The organism is Vibrio coralliilyticus (genome assembly GCF_024449095.1).
Taxonomy (GTDB): domain Bacteria; phylum Pseudomonadota; class Gammaproteobacteria; order Enterobacterales; family Vibrionaceae; genus Vibrio; species Vibrio coralliilyticus_A.
This window is the reverse complement of the sequence record NZ_CP024628.1, coordinates 1,279,870-1,302,382: the sequence shown is the minus strand read 5'-3', so window position 1 is coordinate 1,302,382 and position 22,513 is coordinate 1,279,870. Positions and strand designations below refer to the sequence as shown.

Below are 22,513 nucleotides of genomic sequence, written 5' to 3'. Positions count from 1 at the left end.
GATACCTTATTCTTGTTCGCTTTGAGCCAAAGTGACTGGCTCAACTTGATAATCAAAACCGTCCAGTAGGGCAGCTAAGTTGCTGTTCACAATGTTTAAATCTGCAATCAGACGTTGCTGTTCGAGTTGCAGAGCAAGTTCATCGGCAGAGGCTGTAATGACATCGTTAAACTGAGACGTGTTGTTCTGATAACCTCGCTCAACCGCACGAATTCGTGCGTTGGCCTGAGGAAGAAGGGTGGACTGATACCGTTCTAGTCGTTGGGCTAAATTGCTTCGGTCGACAAGCAAGGCGTTGACTTTGGCATTCATCTGAGCCAGTAACGTGTCTTTCTGGGACTTGGCCGCGCCGACCTGATATTGGGCCGCAGCGAGATTTCTGTCCTGACGGTTTCCCGTGAACAGAGGAATGTCCATGGTCAGATAGGCACTGACTAGGTCTGATGCAGGTTCTCCCATCATGCCGTTGGCCTGACGGTAGGCGTACATGACTTCAACGCCAAACTGAGGTTGGTAAGCCTGCTGTGCAATTTCAACCTGAGTTTCGGAAGTGGATATAGTTTGGCTGGCCATTTTTACCATTGGGTGCAGGCTGATCTGCTGATAATACTCGGAGCTTGCTAGGTTCTCGTTCAGCTGTTGGTCGAGCTTGGCCCAGTTAAGTTGATTGGATGCGCTGACGTTCTGAATCTGTTCAGACCAATTGGTTCCCAACCATTCTGAAAGCTGGGCCATCAAGCGCTGTTGCATCTGCTGATTAGCCTGAAGCTTCTCATCCAGTTTGCTCACTTGAAGCTGAGCATTGAGCAGATCCTGAGCTTCACTTTTACCAATCGAATAGTTGGTCTGAATGAAGTTTTCCATTTCTTTGAGCAAACGACGGTTTTCCAGCATGATGGTTTTCGCCTGCTGCTGATAACCCAGTTCAAGCCAGAGTTGGGTCATGCTGTTAATGACGTCCAATTCTCGAGCATCGATTTGTAAACCGACGCCATCCGCTTGTTGATTGCTTTTCTTTTGTTGTAACTCCAGTGTCGAGCCACGCTCAAATTGTTGCATCAATCCGACGGAAATGTTCGTCATCGGATCTTCGTCGAATTTGAAGCTGTCTACAGGTAGGCCACCGAAGCTAACTTTGATTTTGGGGTCCATAAGCGTGGCACTGGCAACGCCGGTTTCGCGCAAAGCTTGTGACTGAGCAAAATATTGCTTTCGATTGCTGTCGTTGTTGAGTGCCATGCTGATCAATTGTGATAGCACAGCTTGCGGCTGGTGAGTCTGCTCTTGCAAGTTGCTTGCTGATACAGGCGCGAACCAGACCGCGGCGCTGACAGAAAGCGCCAGAATCCTTGGTTTGATTTTCACTTTATTGTCCGTTTCCGAGTGCCTGACAGGCACGAAAAACCATCTCCCAAAGCAATAGGCTGGGAGTCGATAATAGAGAACGGATTACGCTATCGGAGGGCGATAGAGTGAGCTTAAACGGGTAATGACCTGACCTTGGACATCTGAATGGATCAGAGCCAACTGAGTTGAGATTAGTAGAGGTTTATCAGTTCGGGGAATGGGGGCGAAAACCGTTGCACACATCACGCTACAACAGTTATGAACCATCTCTTCGCTGGTTTCACAATGGTCTGATGGAATTGAAGAATCTGTCAGCGCTGAGCTCATGTTCATTGCCATGCCACAGTGAACCTGCTTGCTACCGGAATCGCTGAGCATTTCGAACGTCATTAGGGTTTCGCTAGTAGCAAAACTGGATACCAACATGGCGCTCATGCTGATAAATAGAATCCAGTATTTACGAATCGAAGGGAAGCCCATACGTAACCTAAAATGACGATAACTCGGCTAGCATAAAGCTTCCCCTAGGGGGAAGGTCAAGCGGTGTATTAGGATTCTGCCGTCGCTTCTAAATTTAAAATGGACTGTTTGATTTGCTCAGGTAAGTTTGCTTTGCAGTTGTTTTTAAAATCAAACATCACACAGGTGGCGCGCCCTACGGTACTGACTTTACCGACTTTCTTGCTCACAACCTGATACTCCATAGTGAATCTGTCTTCCTGAATGTCAACGACTTTAGACCCTATCATCAGAGTGTCTGGATAGGTGATGGGCATTTTATAGCGGCAGCTTGTTTCGCCCAATACTGGGCCGATATGGCTTTGGCTTAGGTTGACGAGAAGATTGATGTGCTCAAAGTAGTCGAGTCTTGCGGTTTCAAAGTAGCGAAAGTAAACCACATTATTGACGTGTTGCAGAGCATCCATTTCACCCCAAGCGACCGGAATTTCTGTGATGACAGGAAAGCCTTTTAGTAACGATTCCATGCGTGTTCCTTGCATTGGTTTTTAGAAGAGCTTTTATTCTAATGCTGAATCAAGTGGTTTGGTGAAAATGTTATCAAAATGTGATCTTTAATAACTAAGTCAATACCCGTCTTTACTTATACAGATCAGAGGAGTAGGTTTTAAGGAGGTAACCTGATGGAGGATCTGCAATGACCGCACCCGATGGTTTTAATCTCGCCAAAGTCGATAAGCGTACTGACTGGACGCCAGAGTTATTCAGTTTACGCCTTACTGGCGCCCCTCTCACCTTTAAAGCGGGCCAATTTACTAAGCTTGCACTATATGACGATGATGGCCAATTGGTCAGCCGAGCGTATTCAGTCGTCAACGCACCACTCAACAGCAGCGATATGCTGGAATTTCTGATTGTATCCAACCCAGAAGGTAAGCTGACTCCAAAGCTTCAGCAGTTGAAAGAGGGGGATTCTATCTACGTAGGAACTACTGCCTACGGGGATTTAATTTTGAGCTCCATCCCTAAACCGACTCAAGACTTATGGCTGCTTTCAACGGGGACAGGAATCGGTCCTTTCTTGTCTTTACTTGATGATATTAATGTTCGCCCGGGGTATGAAAAGATTGTTTTGGTACATGGTGTGAGGCATGAAAAAGACTTAGTGTATCGATACTTGATTGAGCAGTTAGTTGAACAATATGAGGGGCGTTTGGTTTATGTGCCTGTCGTGTCAAGAGAGCAGTGCCCTAATGCCTTGTATGGCCGCATTCCTCAGCTGTTGGATCAACGTGAAATTCAAGAAAGAGCGCAGGCAGAGCTCACTCAGGAGAACAGTTTTGTCATGCTGTGCGGAAACCCAGAAATGATCAAAGAGACCACCAAGACTCTGCAAGGGTTTGGGTTAGAAAAATTCCGTCGAGCGACAGGCGGTAATATTACTTTTGAGCGCTATTGGTAGGGCTCAATTATCGTAGGGAACTTGTTTGAGTTTCCACATTTCAACCGTGTGCTTGGTTTTATCGCATAACCCAAGCAGGATTTGATATTTAGGATCGTAAGGTTCGCCAATGTATGTTGTTCTGATCAACTCATTGGTTTTTAAATCCACTTGAGTGACAACTCGGCCTTTAAAGTTTTGGAAGATCACAAACTGCTCGCTTTCATACACCATCTGCTCGCGATAAAACCAAAAGTTGTCAGCAGTATGGAGTAGACGACATTTCAAAGGTAAAGCGCTCGCATCGACTGTTGGTGCGGGCGTTGTCAGCAATAGCAAGTGCAAAAGTAAAGGGCTCATCTCTCCCTCCTTTACCACCTCTCAAATTAACTTAAGTATAGGTAAGAGACTTTATTTTGCTGATCTAGGTTGGCAGGTAAAACAAAGGCCCTGAAAGGGCCTTCGAAAAAAGATTGATTTGCAATCTGAGATTAGAAAATCAGATGAGCAATACCGGCAATCACAGGCAGTGTGATTAAGGTACGTAGAATGAAGATGGCAAACAGTTCAAAGATGTTCACTGGGATACGGCTGCCAAGTAACAGCGCACCAACTTCAGACATGTAAATCAGCTGAGTGACAGACATAGCAGCAATAACGAAACGTGTCATTTCGTTATCAATAGACGACGCTAGAATCGCTGGGATAAACATATCAGCAAAACCAACCACGATAGTTTCAGAGGCCGCTGCCGCTTCTGGGATGCCTAATAGCTCAAGGAATGGGATGAACGGTTGACCTAGGAAGCTAAACACCGACGTGTACTCAGCAATCACTAGAGCAATCGTACCTAGGCCCATTACTACAGGCAGCACGCCAAATACCATGTCTACCGCGTTACGCACGCCTTCACCAAAGACATCTTTAAATGATTTTACTTGGCTCGCTTTTGCTAGTGCCAGCTCCATACCCCAAGACACGCTTGTATGGCCTGCAGGAATAGCATCGGCATCTTTTGCTGGTTCAGTACCATCGATGAAAGCGTCTTTCTTCATGCTTAGAGGAGGCAAGCGAGGAATGATGATCGCTGCCACAATACCCGCCAGACAGATTGCACCGTAGAAGGGTAGGAACAAGTGTTCCAGTTCAACCTGAGCAAGAACGACTAAGCTGAACGTGATGGATACCGCTGAGAATGTGGTACCCACGACAGCCGCTTCGCGCTGTGTGTAGAATTTGTTTTCGTATTGCTTGCTGGTCAGCAGGATACCGACTGAGCCATCGCCAAGCCAAGAAGCCATACAGTCTATAGCACTACGACCAGGTAAGTTAAACACTGGGCGCATCACTTTACTTAGCAGCGTGCCAAACAGCTCTAGCAAACCAAAGTTAAGTAGCAGTGGGAGCAGTAGACCTGCAAAGATGAATACTGAGAATAGCGTTGGCAGCAAACCTTCTAGTACTAGGCCGCCAGTATTTTCTTCCCATACGGCTTCAGGGCCAACTTGGAAGAAGGTCATCGCAACAGCAAGACCACCAATAACACGCACTGCCAGCCAAAGAGAGCTTGGGTTAAATAGGCTGTTCAAAAATGGGTTGTTAGCAATAAATGCAGGGTTCTTAATACGGCATAACAATGATGTTGCTGCCATAAACAAGATGATAGACGTGACCATGCCTACAAGGTGATCACCAAATACAGCTTGGATGGATTTTGCCAGTACGGCGACTGGAATGGTGATATCACCGTCATAGCTAATCGGCGCCATGAAAAGAAACAGACCCAGTAAAGAAGGGATAAAGAACATCCAAAAGTTGCCTTTACCTTTCGTCTGTTTGATAGATTGAGCGTTATTCTGCATTACAATTCTCGTGTTACTACTAGTCAATATGATAGGCCAATCCACCTGGCATATATATTCACTATACATCTGCATTTAATCATCGGGCGCAAGCCTACTGTCTTTCGAATACCTTTGCAATACTATTCAATAAAAATCGCTAAATATTCATGATTAAATGTGCTATTTTCGTTCAATGGTGGATTTTTGTTTTGTTGATGTTAATTTGATTGAAATTATGTTGCAACCGTGAACTGTGTGTGGTCTTTATTTTTATTTTGAATAATAGAGGTGGGACTCATAAATTCGGTCTTGAGTCGCTAGGCAGGGCAAGGTGTTGAGCGTTTTTAGGTGAATTAAAGTGGGTAGAGAGAAAAATGTCGAAATCGGATAAATAGACATTTTGAGAGAATAAAGTCAGCGATTTAATGGTGAAAATAAAAAAACCGCCCAGTCAGGCTAGGCGGTTTTTACTCAGTTATCGCGCCGTTTTACTTGCCGCTTACCTGACCAAGTTTCAGCCAAGTATCAATCACAGTATCTGGGTTAAGTGACACTGAGCTGATACCTTGCTCCATTAGCCATTCAGCCAGATCATCATGGTCAGATGGACCCTGACCACAAATACCGACGTATTTACCAGCTTTAGTTGCAGCATCGATAGCCATTTGCAGCATGGCTTTAACAGCAGGGTTGCGTTCGTCAAACAGGTGAGCCACGTCGCCTGAATCTCGGTCTAGACCCAGCGTTAGCTGAGTCATATCGTTAGAACCGATTGAGAAGCCGTCAAAGTACTTGAGGAACTCGTCTGCCAGTACAGCATTAGACGGTAGTTCACACATCATGATGACTTTCAGGCCCTGATCACCACGGCGCAGATCGAACTTTGCAAGAAGATCGATAACCGATGCTGCCTCACTTGGAGTACGCACAAATGGGATCATGATTTCAACGTTCTTCAGACCCATCTCATTGCGAACACGCTTAATCGCCTGAGTTTCTAGCTCGAAACAGTCTTCAAATACAGGTGAGATATAACGTGATGCACCACGGAAGCCCAGCATAGGGTTTTCTTCATGCGGTTCGTAACCTTTACCACCAACCAGGTTGCTGTACTCGTTGGACTTAAAGTCAGACATACGAACGATGACGCGTTTTGGCCAGAATGCCGCAGCGATAGTCGCGATACCTTCAGTCAGCTTGCTGACGTAGAAATCGATAGGATTTTTATAGCCACGGATACGTTGAGTGATTTCTGCTTTTAGCTCGTCACTTTGTGCGTCGAAGTTCAGCAGCGCTTTCGGGTGAATACCAATCATCTTGTTGATGATGAATTCCAGACGCGCCAAGCCAACACCTTCGTTTGGAATCTGCGCGAAGTCGAATGCACGGTCTGGGTTACCGACGTTCATCATCACTTTAGTTGGTAGCAGTGGTAGTTCGTCAACCGCAGAACGCTTCACTTCGAAGTCCAGCTCACCTTGATAAACGTAACCTGTCTCACCTTCAGAACAAGAGACAGTAACGGTAGCGCCGTCTGTCAGCTTTGAAGTGGCATCGCCACAACCAACGATTGCTGGAATACCTAGCTCACGCGCGATGATGGCTGCGTGACAAGTACGGCCACCACGGTTGGTGACGATTGCCGAGGCCTTCTTCATTACTGGTTCCCAGTCTGGGTCAGTCATGTCAGTAACCAGCACGTCGCCATCTTGAACCAAAGACATTTGGTCTAGCGAGTCAACCAGACGTACTGGGCCAGAACCGATGCGCTGACCGATAGCACGGCCTTCGACCAAAACTTCTGCTTTGTTGTTCAGCTCGTAACGCTCAATCACGTTCTGTTCACTTTGAGAACATACGGTTTCTGGGCGAGCTTGAACAATGTAAAGTTTGCCATCAATGCCATCTTTCGCCCACTCGATATCCATCGGACGCTGGTAGTGCTTTTCGATGATCATCGCTTGTTTTGCCAGTTCTTTGATCTCTTCGTCATTAAGAGAGAACTGCTCACGCTCTTGTGCAGAGGTATCAATGATGTCGACTTGCTTACCAATTTCTTGGTTGGTCGAGTAGATCATCTTGATAAGTTTAGAACCGAATGTCTTCTTAACAATCGGATGCTGACCCGCCTCAAGCATTGGCTTGTGAACGTAGAACTCGTCTGGGTTTACTGCACCCTGAACGACCATCTCCCCTAGACCCCAAGAAGACGTAATGAACACAACCTGATCAAAGCCAGATTCAGTGTCTAAGGTGAACATAACACCTGAAGAGGCTTTATCTGAGCGCACCATGCGTTGGATGCCCGCAGACAGCGAGATACCACGGTGGTCAAAACCTTGGTGCACACGGTAGGAGATAGCGCGGTCATTAAACAGAGACGCGTAAACGTGTTTCGTTGCTTCAAGTACCGCATCAATGCCTTGAACATTAAGAAAAGTTTCTTGCTGGCCGGCGAATGAGGCATCCGGCAAGTCTTCAGCGGTTGCTGAGGATCGAACGGCGACTGAAAGCTCTGTATTGCCTTCAATCAGTTCTTGGTAGTTTTCTCGAATATCCTGCTCAAGATCAGCAGGGAAGGGAGCTTCTAAAACCCATTGACGGATGGTGGCACCTGTCTTACGCAGAGCTTCTACATCCTCAACGTCTAGTTCATCGAGCAGCTGGTGGATTCGTTCATCCAGACCTTCATAGTCAAGGAATTGGTTAAACGCGTAAGAAGTAGTCGCAAAACCATTCGGTACTGAAACGCCAGCATTCGATAGATTTGAAACCATTTCTCCAAGCGAAGCGTTTTTACCGCCGACTTTGTCGACATCTTCCATGGATAGGCTATTGAACCAGAGGGTGTTCTTTTGCATGTCTTTCTCCAGAAACATTGCAGCTTTGTAGGGAAAGGCAAACGATTACGCGTGGGCTCAAAAAATTTTAACAATTTTTCAAAGCTGTGGGGGACGTAACTGTCAGCCGGGTTTTATTATCGATATTATGGTGACCATCCTACTCAAAAGAATTTTAAAGTTTAAATAAAACATGCAAATTGATATTCAAAGTCGTGATGTATTCTATGTTTCTGACGGAACGGCCATAACATGTGAGACATTAGGCCATGTTGTTTTGGGTCAATTCCCGTTTAACGCTAACGAAAAAACGTTTCCGTTTGTCGAAAGTGAAGATAAATTGGCTGATCTTCTCAAAGAGATTGAGCTGTCTTACCAAGAGCACGGAGTGAAACCTTTAGTGTTCTTTTCCATCGTCATTCCAGAGATCAAGCAGAAGCTACTCGAGGCTCCCGCATTCGGTTATGACGTATTGGCGAGTATTGTCCAGCAGGTTAAGGACGATATTCAAATGGAGCCGAAGCCGAAGCTGCAGCGCTCACGGAGTGTGGGTAAAGATTCTGATACTTATTTTGATCGTATCGCAGCAATTGAGTACACCTTAGCGCATGATGATGGAATTACGCTTAAGGGGCTAGATAAAGCTGACATTATCTTATTGGGTGTATCGCGAAGTGGTAAAACGCCAACCAGCCTTTATATGGCGATGCAATTTGGCCTGCGAGTTGTGAACTATCCATTCATTGAAGAAGACATTCGTCGCCTAAGACTGTTGCCAGAATTCGAAATTCATCGCCATAAGTTGTTTGGCTTGACGATAGATCCTGAAAGATTGACGGAAATTCGCGAGAACCGTTTGGCAGGTAGTGAATATGCCAGCACCGAGCAGTGCATCAATGAACTCGAGAGCGTGGAGGCGCTATTCCGTAGAGAAGCGATTCCGTATATCAATACTTCATCGTTATCAGTTGAAGAGATTTCAACTCGTATCCTTGAGAAAGCAGGGTTAAGAAGACGTTTACTGTAAAATGAGTCGGCTTGTCGTTGGATCAGACAGTCTTCACTTGGTCTGACGTTCTCTCAAACCTTTATCGAGAATCCTTTTCAGCGCTGGCCCATGCTCATACTGCTTAGAAATCAGCATATAAAACTTATGCTTAGGCATATTTGGAATCGGCTTAGATTCAATGTCTTCACTGACGTAAGTAATTCCCCAAACGTTTCTAATGCCTTCCAGTATCTCTTGCCAAGACAGAATAACCTCGCATCGTTGTTCTTTGAGTTCTGTAACGAGTTCATGCATGTTGTGTGAGTATTGGTCAACATTGTTAAGCCAGAAATCGCCATAGTTGTAGCCGTGGATCCCACAGACCTTGTATTGCTCTAATTCTGCGACGCTATCAATGTTTAACCCCTGAGGGAATCTCGACTTTTTGTATAAGTAGTGGGGGGTGACGTGATAGTACCAAGTTGTATACAGGTAGTGCTTGGCACGCTCTTCTGAGTGTGAAGCGCTGACTGCAATTTGGAATTCACCGCTCTTCGCACCTTTAAGGCAACGGGTCCACGATGTCATAGTAAAATTGAATGTGATGTTTTGTGGCAGCAAAAGCTCATTAAGTACTTCGAGATCAAGGCCTTTGACATCTTCTCCATCTAGGTATGTATAGGGAGGCCAGTCAATAGAGTCGCCGCAGATACTCAGGTGCACATCACGTAACTCTATCGCCTTTGCTAGGGTGTTAGAGCTCATCAGAAGAATCAGAAGGCAAAAACAAACTCGTAAATTCATCGGGGTGTTTTCATTGTCACTGTTAAAGACAAGTATAGGCACCCCGAGAGGGTTTAAGCTACCTTGCGCGCTGAAACGGTCTTAGGTGTTGGCCGAAAACGTTAATCAGTGCGCCAATAACGATGAGTGAGCCGCCTAAATATGTCCAATAGGATGGGATTTCGTTAAACACCCAAGCGCCAAGCAGAGCTGAGAAAACAATTTGTACATAGGAATAGGCTGAGGCTTTCCCTGCGGCTTGAGTCTGCATCGCTTTGGTTAGCCCATACTGACCTATCTGAGTAAAGACGCCAACTAGGATCAGCATCATGGTCAAAAATAGACTTGGCCACACAAAATCATCGCCTATCAACATCAGAGAGGTTGGCAAGGCCATTAGTGGAAAATAGAAAATAATCACTGAGCTGTCTTCTGTTTGACTTAACTTTCGAACGATGACATAAGCAATAGAACTACCCATGGCTCCAAGCAGTGCCATCATCACGCTGAATAGCGGTAAGTCTGAGCTGGAACCGGCTTGCATGCTGGGTTGTACCATGACGCCTAACCCTAAAAGGCAAAGTGCGATGCAAAGCAGGGTAGAGAATTGAATACGCTCTTTTAGGAAGAAAACGCCCAATAATGCAGTAAATACAGGATGAACATATTGAAGTATGGTTGCTTCCGCGAGCGGAAGGGTTGTCACCGAATAGTAAACACACATGAGAGCGACCGTACCGACTGCACCGCGAAGCATTAACAAGGGCTTATTGTGCCCCCATACTGAAATTCGCTTGCGCTTGACATCCAAGTAACTGATCACCAAAGAAACTAGTGCCCGAGCAGCAACTATCTCAAACACGGGAATACCATAGTTGCTTACGTACTTCACGCAGGCTGACATCAAGGCAAAGCCAAGTGCAGAAAGCAACATAAAGCGCACCCCGACAGGAATGATAGAGAAAGTGGTATTCATAGAAAATAGGTCGCTAGCAGAAAGTAGAAGTCGAACTTTAACATATTTGCCAGTTTGAAAGCGTTAGGCAGATGAAAGAAGGGTTGGGATATAAAAAAGCGGCCGTTCAAGCCGCTTTAAAACCATTACTGTTTCTACTCTTGTATTTTAGTGGTCGAGGCTTGTCTGGTGTTCACTAATCAACATGTCCAGTGCAAGCTCCGCTTTTTCTTCCGCCACTGCGAAGCTATCTGCCTCATCAAATGCTTCGACGACTTCGTAGTAGCACTTCAGCTTAGGCTCTGTGCCTGATGGGCGAACGATGACGCGTGATCCGCCAGATAGTTGATAGATCAGAACGTCACTGGCTGGTAGGTCAATAGATTCAGTTTTTCCGTCTGCAAAGGTACGTGTTGAAGACTTCAAATCTTCAATCACTTCGACTTTACGGCCCGCGATTTGACTTGGCTGCGCGGCTCGAAGCTTATCCCCAACAGGTGGCGCTTTCGGATCCAGTGCAGTGCTATGTTGAGCGTTAATATACATGCCGTGCTTGCGATAAATGCTTTCCAATTGATCCCACACCGTTTTCCCCTGACTCTTTAACTCGGCGGTTAGCTGAGAGAAAGCGACCAGAGCAGACAAGCCATCTTTATCCCACACTTTATTACCCACGGTGTAGCCTAGTGCTTCTTCATAAGCGAACAAGAATTGCTTCTCTGCGGTTTGTTTTTGCATGGCGATATTGGTCAGCCATTTGAAACCAGTTAGAGTTTGGTAGTATTCAGCCCCATGAGAAAGCGCAATCTTCTTGAGTAGAGTGGAGGACACTATGGTGTTACCAATCAGTTGTTTGGTTGCATCAGTACGGTTCAGTAGGTAGTGACCAAAGAGAGAGCCCACCTGATCGCCAGTCAGCATCTGGTATTCGCCATCAGGTCGACGAGCAGCCACTGCAAAGCGGTCTGCGTCAGGGTCATTGGCGCAAGCGATGTCGGCGTTGTTAGCTTTTGCCAACGCGACCACCATATCCATGGCACCAGCTTCTTCTGGGTTAGGGAAGTTGACGGTTGGGAAAGCACCATCCGGTTCACGCTGCTCAGCGACACTGTAAACTTTGCTGAAGCCAGCATCTTTTAACAATGTTTCTGCCATATCAGCACCGACACCATGCATTGCGGTATAGGCAATGCCAACCGCCTCTGGCTGTTGATGATTAGCCAGCAGTGGGTTGTCATTCATCGTTTGACGATAAGTCTCGTAGTAGTCTTGTTTTAGCCACACGAGAAGATCATGCTTTTCTGCATCATCAAGATTCATCAGAGGGATGGGTTTTGTGGCGGCTTCGTCGATTTCTCCAGCAATACCCGAATCATGCGGTGGAATGATTTGAGCGCCATTTTCCCAATACACTTTAAAGCCGTTGTACTCGGGTGGGTTGTGGCTGGCCGTGACGACAACAGCAGCGGCGGCATTAAAATGACGAACACCAAATGCAGCGATAGGTGTCGCAGCTACATCGTGTGTCAGGTATACCTTGATACCTAAAGAGGTCAATACAGAGGCGGTATCATGAGCGAACTGTTTTGAATCTGGGCGTCCATCATACCCAATGACAACACCGCGTTTTTCCGCGTCTTGCACCTGTTGGGTGAGGTAGTGGCCAAGTCCAGCAGCAGTTTCCTGAATAACCAGTCGGTTCATGCGGTTTGGACCACAGCCCACTTTTCCGCGTAAACCTGCAGTACCAAACTCTAGCCTCTGACTGAATCTGTCTGTTAATTCTTGGTATTGCTCTTCATCAATTAAACGCTGAAGTTCTTCACGTGTACGTGGATCCGGATCTTTTTCCAACCAACGAGTAACTTGTTCCATCATAACTTATTTCTACCTTTGACTATTGTTATCCCAAGTGTATGACATTTGAGAAATAATGGATGGATATTAAATGATATTGATTATCACTTGCGAGAGCGCAATCGTTAAATCAAGTATTGTGATCAATCTTCAATTTAACCTGCTCAAATAAGCAACATTTCCATTAGCACTTTCTTGCACAATTCTTAAAGGCCAACTAGCTTTTATTAACATAACTATAACAAAATACGTCAAATTTGCTGTTTACAAGGAATTTTCCGCACCCATTTGCCCAATAGGACTTTTTTGTGTCATTTAGGCTTAGGGCGCCTTGACTAAATCATCAGAGATGATGCCTCAGGCAGAGGAGAGGTCTTTTGAAAAGATTACAGGTTTCACTGTGGCAACTGATCAATTTTTTGTTTGTTGGTTTTGCTACTTCAGTTAATGCTGAAGAAAACACCTTGAACATGACTAAAGGTGTGACAGGTATCAGTAATGAAGTCTATGACTTACACATGCTGATTTTCTATATCTGTTGCGCTATTGCTGTCGTAGTCTTCGGGGCCATGTTCTATTCCATGTACCATCATAGAAAATCAAAAGGGGCAGTGGCAGCCAACTTCCATGAAAGTACCAAAGTGGAAGTGATCTGGACGGTCATTCCTATTATCATTTTGGTTTTAATGGCGATTCCGGCAACGCGCACACTGGTGGCGATGGAAGATACTTCCCAATCCGATCTGACGGTCAAAATTACAGGTTCTCAATGGAAGTGGCATTACAGCTACTTTGGTGAAGATGTCGAATTTTTCAGCTTGTTAGCAACCAGCCAAAAAGCCATTGATGGTATAGAGGACAAAGGCGCACATTACCTTCTTGAAGTTGATAACCCTCTCGTGTTGCCAATCAATCGAAAAGTACGATTCCTCCTGACTTCCGATGATGTGATTCACTCTTGGTGGGTCCCTGATTTTGCAGTGAAAAAAGACACTATTCCTGGGTTTATTAATGAAGCATGGACACGTATTGATGAGCCTGGTGTGTATCGAGGTCAGTGTGCAGAGTTATGTGGCCGAGCCCACGGATTTATGCCAATTGTCGTTCATGCCATGGAAGAGGATAAATACGACGCTTGGTTGTTGGCGAAAAAAGCAGAGATAGAGAAAGCGAAACAAGAAGCTGCCGCCTCTTTGACCGCATCGCTGTCGCAAGAAGAATTGATGACGATAGGCGAGAAAGTGTATGTCGACCGATGTGCCGTCTGTCATCAGGTCAGTGGTGCGGGTATTCCGGGGGCATTCCCTGCAATCACTGGTAGTAAAGTCGTGAATGGTGATGTTTCGAATCACATTGATATCGTGGTCAATGGCCGATCAGGAACAGCGATGCAGGCATTTGCTAATCAGTTATCTGACAAAGAAATTGCCGCTGTCGTGACTTACCAACGTAACGGTTTAGGAAACAGTACGGGTGATGTGGTGCAAGCATCCGATGTGAATGCATTTAAGGCATCCAAGGAGGGACAATGAAAACGTCCAAACCTGAGTCAATGAATTCTGAATCAGTAAAATCAGCACCAGCGGCTGATGCCGAGTTAGGAAGAGCAAACAGTGCGATTGCCATTGATGAACACGATGATCATGAGCATCACGAAGCGCCTTCTGGCATAGCCCGCTGGATTTATTCGACCAACCACAAAGACATCGGGACGCTTTACCTTTGGTTCAGTTTCATTATGTTCCTGACCGGTGGAGCGATGGCGATGATCATTCGAGCTGAGTTGTTCCAACCCGGTCTGCAATTGGTCGAGCCTCAGTTCTTTAACCAGATGACCACAGTTCATGGTTTAATCATGGTGTTTGGTGCTGTCATGCCAGCCTTCACTGGCTTAGCCAACTGGATGATTCCGATGATGATTGGCGCACCAGATATGGCGTTGCCACGGATGAACAACCTCAGTTTTTGGATCTTACCTTTTGCGTTCTTAATCCTGATTGCTTCGTTATTTACCGAAGGTGGAGGCCCTGATTTCGGCTGGACATTCTATGCGCCGCTTTCTACGACTTATGGGCCTGACAGTACTGCGCTGTTTGTGTTCTCAGTTCACATTATGGGGATTAGCTCGATCATGGGCGCGATCAATGTGATTGTCACCATCGTCAATATGAGAGCGCCGGGGATGACTTGTTTTAAGATGCCTATGTTTGTTTGGACTTGGTTGATTACTGCTTTCTTGTTGATTGCCGTCATGCCTGTACTGGCAGGGGCGGTGACGATGGTGCTTACCGATAAGTACTTCGGCACATCATTCTTTGATGCCGCGGGTGGTGGTGACCCTGTTATGTTCCAGCATATCTTCTGGTTCTTCGGTCACCCGGAAGTGTACATTATGATTTTGCCATCGTTCGGTATTGTGTCGGCAATTATTCCTGCGTTCAGTGGTAAAAAGCTGTTTGGTTATCACTCGATGGTGTATGCCACTTGTAGTATCGCGCTGCTGTCATTCTTGGTTTGGGCGCACCATATGTTTACAACAGGGATGCCCGTGTTCGCCGAACTATTCTTTATGTATTGCACCATGCTGATTGCGGTGCCCACTGGTGTCAAAGTGTTCAACTGGGTGGCTACGATGTGGCGGGGCGCAATGACGTTTGAGACACCGATGTTGTTCGCCATTGCTTTCATCATTCTGTTTACCATAGGTGGGTTTTCTGGTCTTATGCTGGCGATTGTTCCTGCTGACTTCCAGTATCACGATACGTATTTTGTGGTTGCGCACTTCCATTATGTGCTGGTTTCAGGAGCGGTATTCTCGATTATGGCAGCCGCTTATTATTGGTTACCGAAATGGACGGGGCATATGTATGACCACAAGTTGAGCTTGTGGCATTTCTGGTGCTCAGTAATTTCGGTCAATGTCTTATTCTTCCCGATGCATTTCCTTGGCTTAGCTGGGATGCCACGACGTATTCCAGACTATGCGATTCAGTTTGCCGACATCAATCAGATAGTGTCGATTGGTGGTTTTGCCTTTGGTTTGTCTCAGCTCATTTTCCTCTGGTTAGTAATTAAGTGTATCCGTGGAGGAGAAAAAGCCGAGGCAAAACCGTGGGATCGTGCTGAAGGGCTGGAGTGGACAGTGCCAAGCCCAGCACCGCACCATACATTCTCTACCCCACCGAAAGTGGATTGAGGGAAGCGCTATGGATGGACAACAGCAATCCAATAACAGATTAACCTTAAAGCTGCTGGCAGCAGTGGTGGCGATGTTTGGCTTTGGTTTTGCTCTTGTCCCGTTATATGACGTGATGTGCGAAGCTTTAGGAATCAACGGAAAAACCAATACTGAGTCTGCGCTACAGCCACAGGGTATGGTTCCTGACACATCACGTCTTATTCGAGTTGAGTTTATGGCACACAGAAATCAGGGTATGCCTTGGTTGTTCGAACCTAAGCAACAGTCAATGGATGTACATCCCGGAGAAGTGATTCAGACGGCCTACATAGCAACAAACCAGTCATCCATAGCAACGATTGGCCAAGCCGTTCCTTCGGTATCACCGGGCATGGGGGCGTCATATTTCAACAAAATCGAATGTTTCTGCTTTAATCACCAACCACTGGAAAGTCAGGCCAAGGCCGAGATGCCTTTAATTTTCTACATTGAGCCAGATATTCCGGAGTCGATTCATACATTAACGCTGTCGTATACCCTCTACGACATTACGGATAAGGTTCCACGACCCGTTGAAGTAGCACGAATGGAACCGAGTGGCGACCTCACACAGCAAGGAGCTAAGCCATGAGTTCAAAACATCAATCATATTATGTTCCCGCTCAAAGCAGCTGGCCAATTGTCGGAGCGGTTGCGCTGTTTCTTATCGCGGTTGGCGCGGGGATCACGGTGCAGAACATGGCCGAAGGTGGAGAAGGCAGTATCTTCGGTAAGTTGATTCTTCTGGCTGGATTCCTGTTCCTGCTCTATATGTTTGCGGGCTGGTTTAGCAATGTGATTACCGAGTCGATGACGGGTAAGTATTCTGAGCAAATCTCTCGCTCTTTCAGGCAAGGGATGAGCTGGTTTATCTTCTCTGAAGTGATGTTCTTTGGCGCCTTTTTCGGAGCACTGTTTTATGCACGCATGATTTCCGTTCCTTGGTTAGGTGGGGCGAGCAATAATGCCATGACTCATGAAGTTTTGTGGCCCGCGTTTGAAGCACTTTGGCCGCTGACGACCACCCCCGATGGTGTCACAACGACAGCGATGGGATGGCAGGGAATTCCGTTGATTAACACCCTGATTCTTCTGACTTCCTCTATCACTTTGCATATGGCCCATACGAGTCTTGAGCAGAACAAACGTATGGCGCTCATTGTATGGCTAGAAATTACGATTGTTCTGGCTGGTTTTTTCCTTTATTACCAAGGTGTTGAGTATGCCCATGCCTATCAGGACCTGAATCTTACTCTGCAATCCGGAATATATGGCAACACTTTCTTCTTATTGACTGGCTTCCACGGCATGCACGTTTTCTTAGGGACGACATTCCTAATCATACTGCTCGCCCGTGTGGCAAAAGATCATTTTACTCCTAAGGATCACTTCGCGTTTCAGGCAGGCAGCTGGTACTGGCACTTTGTCGATGTGGTTTGGCTATGTCTGTTTGTCTTTGTTTATGTGCTGTAGGTGTGTGCGCCCTTAGTAAGGGCGGACATTAGGTTCAATAAAACCTGTAAGAAGGGCGGCGATCAATAACACAACCGCGAGTGCAGAGAGGAACACCCGTCGGCCAAGGTAATAACTCATAGGCTTATCTTGGCGAGGCTCCTCATCACTTTCAGGTTGAGGCCCTTTCACCATTTCGAGCATCGCTCTTGCGAGGTTTACGATGATAAACAGTAGTAACACTACCAACAGCGATTTGAAGATGAATACCATAAAGTCTTCCTTATCCGTTCAGATGAAGTCGTACTCGTTTTGGGTTGGTCTGTTATTAACTGTGGTTGCCTTTTCTATTTTGGTCAACTTAGGCCTTTGGCAACTATCTAGAGCAGGAGAAAAGCAGCAAATGGAGCAGTTTTTGGATGCACGAGAACAGGCTCCTGCAATCGATATTACGCAGCTAAACGTTACCGAGAACCGCTATCTTACAGGTATGCGTGTTACCGCTGAATTAAGACCCATCGAGGGAAAGTACCTATTGCTCGACAATCAAACCTATCAAGGTGAAGTCGGTTATTTGGCTTATCAGCTTATGGAGTTTGGGGTTGATCGCGCGGTTTTGGTGGAACGTGGCTTTATTCCTTCAAAGGGCCAGCGAGACAACTTGCCCAACGTTGATTGGCTGAACAGCCCACTAAAATCAGAAGCGAGAGTTTACCAGCGTTCTTCGAATCCGCTGAGTGATGAGCTGTATATTGAGCCGGGTGTTCCGCATCGAATTCAAAATCTCAATATTGCTGAACTTGAACAATATTGGCAGCACCCAATAGAGCCTTACATTTTACAGCCCCGCACGTCAGATTGGCCCTATGGGCAGCCTTGGAAACCTGTCCCGCTGGGTTCCGCTAAACACACAGGATATGCCGTTCAGTGGTTTAGTATGGCCGTGGCCCTAGTGCTGTTGAGTGGCTGGGTTTTTATCAGAGCATTAAAACAAGGAGGTCAGGATGGCTAATCCAGTTACAAGAGGCAGAATCATTCTGGTTGCCTTGGTACTAATGTTTGCTTTGCCCGCAGTCATTGCCAAGACATTTCTCGCCAATCATTGGTATGAGTCTGGCGTGACAAACAAAGGCCAATTGATTGAACCAAAGCAAAGCTTTGACGGGCTTGGAATCAGCAACCCTTATGCAAGCGAGCAATGGCAGTTGGGGTATTTGATTCCGCAGCAATGTGATGAATTCTGCCAGAAGCAGGTGTACTTGCTGGGTCAAAGTCATTTAGCACTGGGTAAATATCAGAGCCGCGTGGCGCCTGTGCTGCTTGTCTCTGAGCTCAGCGATACTTCGGTACTGGAAAAGGGTGGGTTTGAAGCCATCAAAGTGAATCAAGCCTTCCATCAGGTTGTGTCTGATTTTGAGTACGTCATTGTCGACCCATTGGGCCAATTGGTGATGCGTTATCCCAAAGTGGAATCACAAGACGATTTGGTCCGCCAAAGCAAAGATGTACTAGCGGACTTAAGGAAGCTACTTAAGTTATCAAGAGTAGGCTAACAGCAGGGAAGGAGTTTGGTTATGGGATTGACCAATTTAGTTCGCCTAAGTCTCGTATTAACGTTCATCGTCATCATGCTTGGTGCCTATACCCGATTGGCTGATGCTGGACTAGGATGTCCCGATTGGCCGGGATGTTATGGTCAGCTGACCGTACCTAACGATCAACAAGAAATAGCACTGGCAAAATCCTTGTATCCAGAGCTCACTGTTGAAGCGAATAAAGCTTGGCTGGAAATGATCCACCGCTATTTTGCGGGCACGCTGGGTTTATTGGTGTTTGCTATTTCATTTCGAGTAATTAAAGAGAAGTCGTTGCCTTATGGTCTACCGATTGTGATCTCTTTAGTGGTGGTTTTTCAGGCGCTCTTGGGTATGTGGACGGTAACCATGAAGTTGATGCCACTGGTGGTGATGGGGCATCTTCTTGGCGGGTTTACACTGTTTTCTCTACTTGCACTTCTGTATTGGCGGCTACTTGATCGCAAGTCACATATTGAAGCAGTCCCTCATGTATCTAGTTGGTTAAAGTTTCTCGCCCCTGTCACTTTGTGTTTTGTTGTTATTCAAATAGCTTTGGGCGGCTGGACGTCGTCTAACTACGCCGCCTTAATGTGTACAAGTTTACCTGTATGTGAAGGGAACTGGACAGAGCATCTGGATTTCGACCGCGCTTTTCAGTTGATACAACCCAAGCAAGAAACCTACGAGTTTGGCACATTAGACTATGGCGCTCGAATGACCATTCATGTGACACACCGATTCGGTGCTGTGCTGGTGGCCCTGTTGTCCATCAGTTTACTTTGTGCGTTGCTATGTGCCAGAAATCCTAAGCTAACAAGTGCCGCTTTCAAAGTGGGTGTGTTGCTGATTCTACAAATCAGTTTAGGTATTGCTAATGTCCTACTTAGCTTACCGCTTGTGGTGGCGGTTGCGCATAACCTAGTCGCCGCTTTGTTGCTGCTTTCAGTCCTCCATGTCAATTATCTGCTGCGACAGAAAGTCACTGCTAATGCCCATTCCACTCGATTTTTTCGTAAGGAGAGTTCGCGATGAGTAATTCTATCAGTCACATTTCTGAACAAGACCGATCGTTATGGCGAACCTACCTCACTCTGACTAAGCCGAAGGTGGTTGCTTTAATGCTGCTTACGGCTCTGGTCGGTATGTGCTTGGCGGTGCCAGGATCACTACCTGTGCAACAGTCGGTTTTTGGTATGCTGGGGATTGCCTTGATGGCAGGCTCTGCTGCAGCGTTTAACCACCTGATTGACCGACGAATTGATGCAGTTATGGCTCGAACGTACAAGCGACCTCTGCCATCTGGTGAACTCAATGTGCGCAATGTGTTTGCGTTTGCCACTGGAATCGGGCTCGCTGGATTTGTGGTCTTGTATGTGTGGGTGAATGCGTTGACGGCTTGGCTGACTTTTGCCAGTTTGCTGGGTTATGCCGTTATCTATACCATGTACTTAAAGCGCGCTACGCCACAAAACATCGTCATTGCAGGGATTGCTGGTGCGATGCCGCCATTACTTGGTTGGACGGCTGTCACAGGTGAAATGCATGCCAATGCCTGGTTACTTGTGATGATTATCTTTATATGGACCCCTCCTCATTTTTGGGCATTAGCGATTCATCGCAAAGAGGATTATGCCAAAGCCGATATACCAATGCTGCCTGTCACGCACGGTGAGGAATATACAAAAACATCAATACTGCTTTACACCGTATTGTTACTTATCGTTTGCCTGTTCCCTGTATTGGTTGGGATGGCAGGAGTTTTCTACCTAGCCTCCGTAACAATACTGTCTGCACTGTTTGTCTATCACGCTTGGAAGCTGAAATTTGGTACTGACGAGAAGCAAGCCATCAAAACATTTAAGTTCTCTATTTGGCATCTGATGTTGCTGTTTTCAGCGCTATTAGCCGAGCACTATTTGATTTGAGAGAAGTACCTGTCTAGCCATTTGCTTGATGTTTTAATGAATGACGCTCAAGCCTTTTAAACAAGGCGGAAAGCGTCAGGCAAAATATCAGGTAAGTGGCGCCTACAATTAGCCAAATTTCAAAGATAAGGCCGGAGGAATTTGCCATCTCTGTGCCAACGAAAGTCATTTCCTGAATTGAAATCAGTGACACAATCGAGGTATCTTTGACCAGTGAGATGGCTTGTCCGGCAAGTGCAGGAGTAATTGCGGCTAATACCTGTGGGGCGATTACCAAACGGTACTTAGCCCAAGTGGACAGCCCTAATGCGTCCGCGGCTTCCCATTGTCCTTTTGCTATGCCAGCCAAACCTGAACGTACTATTTCAGCAACATAAGCAGAGGAAAGGATCCCGACACAAAGTACGCCAGACAGTAGATTTTCCCATAGGGACTTAGGCCCGAACAACATCGACTGCAACGCATTCGCCTCTCCGGAGTACTCCCTTAGAACTCCTTCCAACCCGATAGCGGGAATGAGCTGATTTGAGATAAAAAAGTAGAAGATAAACACAAAGACCAGCGGGGGAATATTTCGGATTAACTGGATATGCACATTAGCCAGTGAACGAAATACGTAAATGGAAGAATGCCTAGCTACACCAATGAGTGTTCCCAGGGTTAGTGCCAGTAGCATTCCCCAAACACTGAGCCGTAATGTCGAGATCACACCCTGAATGAAGTAGGGCAACGACCCATCAGAGCGTGAAGTAAAGATCAGCGTTAATGCTTCGCTCCATCGCCAAGTGTAATTCACTCCGATAGAAGCACGTTGGTAAAGCCAGAACCCAAATCCAGCTAAAACAAGCAATAAAACTACATCAAGTTTATTGAAGTTCCAGCTGGGTTTTCTGTCCTGACTGGCGGTCAGTAAATTCGATTTATTCACCTAACGTCCTGCTAATCTTTATGTCTCATCAATCATTCTGGGTTTAAGAAACGTGGTTATTGGCCCGTTGCAACTTGCTGCTGCCAGTCGAGCGTCGCGAACCAGTACTCGTATCTTTGCTCAAGCCAGCCATCCTCGGTACGGGCTTGTATCCACTGGTCGAAGAAGGCTTGTTTGTCGCTTTCACCAAGACGAACGGCGAAAGCCTCGTTGCCCTTAGACAGGCGCTCATTAAACGGGATAAACAGTTTGTCGGCATTCTTCACAGCTTCATGTTCAGGTTTAGGGCTAGAAGCAATCACAGCGTGAGCGTTACCATTGAGGACTTCCTGAAATGCTTGAGCATCATCGTCGAACTGAAGAATTTTAGCTTTTGGAAAAGCTTCTCGAGCGACTTGCACCGTGAATGCGCCACGTCGCGCAGCGATTTTAACGCGTCGAGAATTGAAATCGCTCATTTCAGAAAAGCCTGAAGCCAGTTCTTTATTGGCTGCCACCTGAACACCAGAGTGTGAATAAGGAGTGGTAAATAAGACACTCTTAGAGCGTTCGGGAGTCACGCTCATGCCGCCAATAATGACATCAAATTTTTTCGCCAGCAGTGCTGGAATAATGCCATCCCAAGCGGTGGGTACAAATTCAACTTTCCAGCCAGAGTCCGCGGCAAGGCGTTCAGCCACATCGATTTCGAAACCGATTAAATCTCCTTGCTTGTCGCGCATTGCCCATGGGACAAAGGTCGACATTCCGACGCGTAAGGTACCGCGCTCGTTAATCTTATCCAAATTTGGGGTTTCACTGGCAAGCGTTGGTAGCGCTACTGCTAGCCCAAGCAAAGCGGTAATCGCTTGCTTGAAAGCTCTCAACGAACGAATCTTTTGTCCTAAGTGTTTCATTTGA

General features: G+C 46.4%; 22 protein-coding genes. 10 read left to right on the top strand and 12 right to left on the bottom strand.

All coding sequences use genetic code 11. From position 1 onward, the window contains the following. Window positions 1–6: 6 nt before the first annotated feature. The 3 genes from CTT30_RS21330 to CTT30_RS21320 all read right to left on the bottom strand — a co-directional run bounded on the left by CTT30_RS21330 (window position 7) and on the right by CTT30_RS21320 (window position 2,333). The gene (locus CTT30_RS21330; RefSeq protein ID WP_252036928.1) at window positions 7–1,398 is read right to left on the bottom strand and encodes a TolC family protein; all 1,392 of its coding nucleotides are present in this window, start codon (window positions 1,396–1,398) and stop codon (window positions 7–9) included. Between the two features lie 51 nt (window positions 1,399–1,449). Then, window positions 1,450–1,827 (bottom strand): hypothetical protein, encoded by a 378-nt coding sequence (locus CTT30_RS21325; RefSeq protein WP_252036927.1) that lies wholly within the window; start codon window positions 1,825–1,827, stop codon window positions 1,450–1,452. 68 nt (window positions 1,828–1,895) lie between these two features. Continuing rightward, window positions 1,896–2,333 carry an acyl-CoA thioesterase gene (locus CTT30_RS21320; RefSeq protein ID WP_239835529.1) on the bottom strand — a complete coding sequence of 146 codons (438 nt, stop codon included), beginning with the start codon at window positions 2,331–2,333 and terminating at the stop codon, window positions 1,896–1,898. Window positions 2,334–2,503: 170 nt separating this feature from the next. On the opposite strand from CTT30_RS21320, the gene CTT30_RS21315 reads away from it, so the two are divergent. Beyond that, on the top strand, window positions 2,504–3,268 hold the full coding sequence (locus CTT30_RS21315; RefSeq protein ID WP_239874377.1) for a ferredoxin--NADP reductase: 765 nt from the start codon (window positions 2,504–2,506) through the stop codon (window positions 3,266–3,268). 3 nt (window positions 3,269–3,271) lie between these two features. Here the strand turns inward: CTT30_RS21315 and CTT30_RS21310 are convergent, their stop codons facing one another. The 3 genes from CTT30_RS21310 to ppsA form a co-directional block, all read right to left on the bottom strand. Next, window positions 3,272–3,607 carry a hypothetical protein gene (locus CTT30_RS21310; protein WP_252036926.1) on the bottom strand — a complete coding sequence of 112 codons (336 nt, stop codon included), beginning with the start codon at window positions 3,605–3,607 and terminating at the stop codon, window positions 3,272–3,274. 131 nt (window positions 3,608–3,738) lie between these two features. Beyond that, the gene (locus CTT30_RS21305; protein ID WP_252036925.1) at window positions 3,739–5,109 is read right to left on the bottom strand and encodes a YjiH family protein; all 1,371 of its coding nucleotides are present in this window, start codon (window positions 5,107–5,109) and stop codon (window positions 3,739–3,741) included. Between the two features lie 470 nt (window positions 5,110–5,579). After that, on the bottom strand, window positions 5,580–7,952 hold the full coding sequence (ppsA, locus tag CTT30_RS21300) for a phosphoenolpyruvate synthase (protein WP_252036924.1): 2,373 nt from the start codon (window positions 7,950–7,952) through the stop codon (window positions 5,580–5,582). A gap of 172 nt (window positions 7,953–8,124) precedes the next feature. Here ppsA and ppsR point away from each other — a divergent pair, with 172 nt between their 5' ends. Next, a complete protein-coding gene (gene ppsR, locus CTT30_RS21295; RefSeq protein WP_239864613.1) occupies window positions 8,125–8,958 on the top strand; it encodes a phosphoenolpyruvate synthetase regulatory kinase/phosphorylase PpsR in 834 nt (277 codons plus the stop codon). Window positions 8,959–8,991: 33 nt separating this feature from the next. Here the strand turns inward: ppsR and CTT30_RS21290 are convergent, their stop codons facing one another. The 3 genes from CTT30_RS21290 to CTT30_RS21280 form a co-directional block, all read right to left on the bottom strand. Further along, window positions 8,992–9,684: a substrate-binding periplasmic protein gene (locus CTT30_RS21290; RefSeq protein ID WP_239874381.1), complete on the bottom strand. Its 693-nt coding sequence runs from the start codon at window positions 9,682–9,684 to the stop codon at window positions 8,992–8,994. Between the two features lie 97 nt (window positions 9,685–9,781). Beyond that, window positions 9,782–10,678 carry a DMT family transporter gene (locus CTT30_RS21285; RefSeq protein ID WP_252036923.1) on the bottom strand — a complete coding sequence of 299 codons (897 nt, stop codon included), beginning with the start codon at window positions 10,676–10,678 and terminating at the stop codon, window positions 9,782–9,784. 147 nt (window positions 10,679–10,825) lie between these two features. After that, window positions 10,826–12,535: a phospho-sugar mutase gene (locus tag CTT30_RS21280; RefSeq protein WP_252036922.1), complete on the bottom strand. Its 1,710-nt coding sequence runs from the start codon at window positions 12,533–12,535 to the stop codon at window positions 10,826–10,828. Between the two features lie 386 nt (window positions 12,536–12,921). Between CTT30_RS21280 and coxB the strand changes: the two genes are divergently transcribed. From coxB to CTT30_RS21260, 4 genes are read left to right on the top strand one after another with little or no spacing between them, the layout of a single operon-like run. Next, the gene (coxB, locus tag CTT30_RS21275; protein WP_370689733.1) at window positions 12,922–14,046 is read left to right on the top strand and encodes a cytochrome c oxidase subunit II; all 1,125 of its coding nucleotides are present in this window, start codon (window positions 12,922–12,924) and stop codon (window positions 14,044–14,046) included. Then, a complete protein-coding gene (gene ctaD / locus CTT30_RS21270) occupies window positions 14,043–15,710 on the top strand; it encodes a cytochrome c oxidase subunit I (RefSeq protein ID WP_252036921.1) in 1,668 nt (555 codons plus the stop codon). The genes coxB and ctaD overlap by 4 nt, the downstream gene beginning before the upstream one ends. A gap of 10 nt (window positions 15,711–15,720) precedes the next feature. Next, the gene (locus tag CTT30_RS21265; protein ID WP_239874384.1) at window positions 15,721–16,323 is read left to right on the top strand and encodes a cytochrome c oxidase assembly protein; all 603 of its coding nucleotides are present in this window, start codon (window positions 15,721–15,723) and stop codon (window positions 16,321–16,323) included. Continuing rightward, window positions 16,320–17,204 (top strand): cytochrome c oxidase subunit 3, encoded by an 885-nt coding sequence (locus CTT30_RS21260; RefSeq protein ID WP_006960388.1) that lies wholly within the window; start codon window positions 16,320–16,322, stop codon window positions 17,202–17,204. The genes CTT30_RS21265 and CTT30_RS21260 overlap by 4 nt, the downstream gene beginning before the upstream one ends. Before the next feature lie 12 nt (window positions 17,205–17,216). Here CTT30_RS21260 and CTT30_RS21255 read toward each other — a convergent pair whose 3' ends face one another. After that, window positions 17,217–17,456: a DUF2909 domain-containing protein gene (locus tag CTT30_RS21255; protein ID WP_006960389.1), complete on the bottom strand. Its 240-nt coding sequence runs from the start codon at window positions 17,454–17,456 to the stop codon at window positions 17,217–17,219. Between CTT30_RS21255 and CTT30_RS21250 the strand changes: the two genes are divergently transcribed. The 4 genes from CTT30_RS21250 to cyoE are packed head-to-tail and all read left to right on the top strand — an operon-like array spanning window position 17,446 to window position 20,685. Continuing rightward, entirely contained in the window at window positions 17,446–18,195 is a 750-nt protein-coding gene (locus tag CTT30_RS21250) for an SURF1 family protein (RefSeq protein WP_229629529.1), read from the top strand. The genes CTT30_RS21255 and CTT30_RS21250 overlap by 11 nt on opposite strands. After that, window positions 18,188–18,736: a redox-active disulfide-containing membrane protein gene (locus CTT30_RS21245; RefSeq protein ID WP_019276032.1), complete on the top strand. Its 549-nt coding sequence runs from the start codon at window positions 18,188–18,190 to the stop codon at window positions 18,734–18,736. The genes CTT30_RS21250 and CTT30_RS21245 overlap by 8 nt, the downstream gene beginning before the upstream one ends. 21 nt (window positions 18,737–18,757) lie before the next feature. Next, window positions 18,758–19,792, top strand: a complete 1,035-nt coding sequence (locus CTT30_RS21240) for a COX15/CtaA family protein (RefSeq protein ID WP_021457927.1) — start codon at window positions 18,758–18,760, stop codon at window positions 19,790–19,792. After that, a complete protein-coding gene (cyoE, locus tag CTT30_RS21235; protein ID WP_252036920.1) occupies window positions 19,789–20,685 on the top strand; it encodes a heme o synthase in 897 nt (298 codons plus the stop codon). Before CTT30_RS21240 ends, cyoE begins: the two co-directional genes overlap by 4 nt. A 13-nt stretch (window positions 20,686–20,698) precedes the next feature. Here cyoE and CTT30_RS21230 read toward each other — a convergent pair whose 3' ends face one another. After that, window positions 20,699–21,613 (bottom strand): amino acid ABC transporter permease, encoded by a 915-nt coding sequence (locus CTT30_RS21230; protein WP_252036919.1) that lies wholly within the window; start codon window positions 21,611–21,613, stop codon window positions 20,699–20,701. Between the two features lie 56 nt (window positions 21,614–21,669). Next, complete coding sequence (locus CTT30_RS21225) at window positions 21,670–22,509, bottom strand: transporter substrate-binding domain-containing protein (protein ID WP_006960395.1); 840 nt, start codon at window positions 22,507–22,509, stop codon at window positions 21,670–21,672. Window positions 22,510–22,513: the final 4 nt, after the last annotated feature.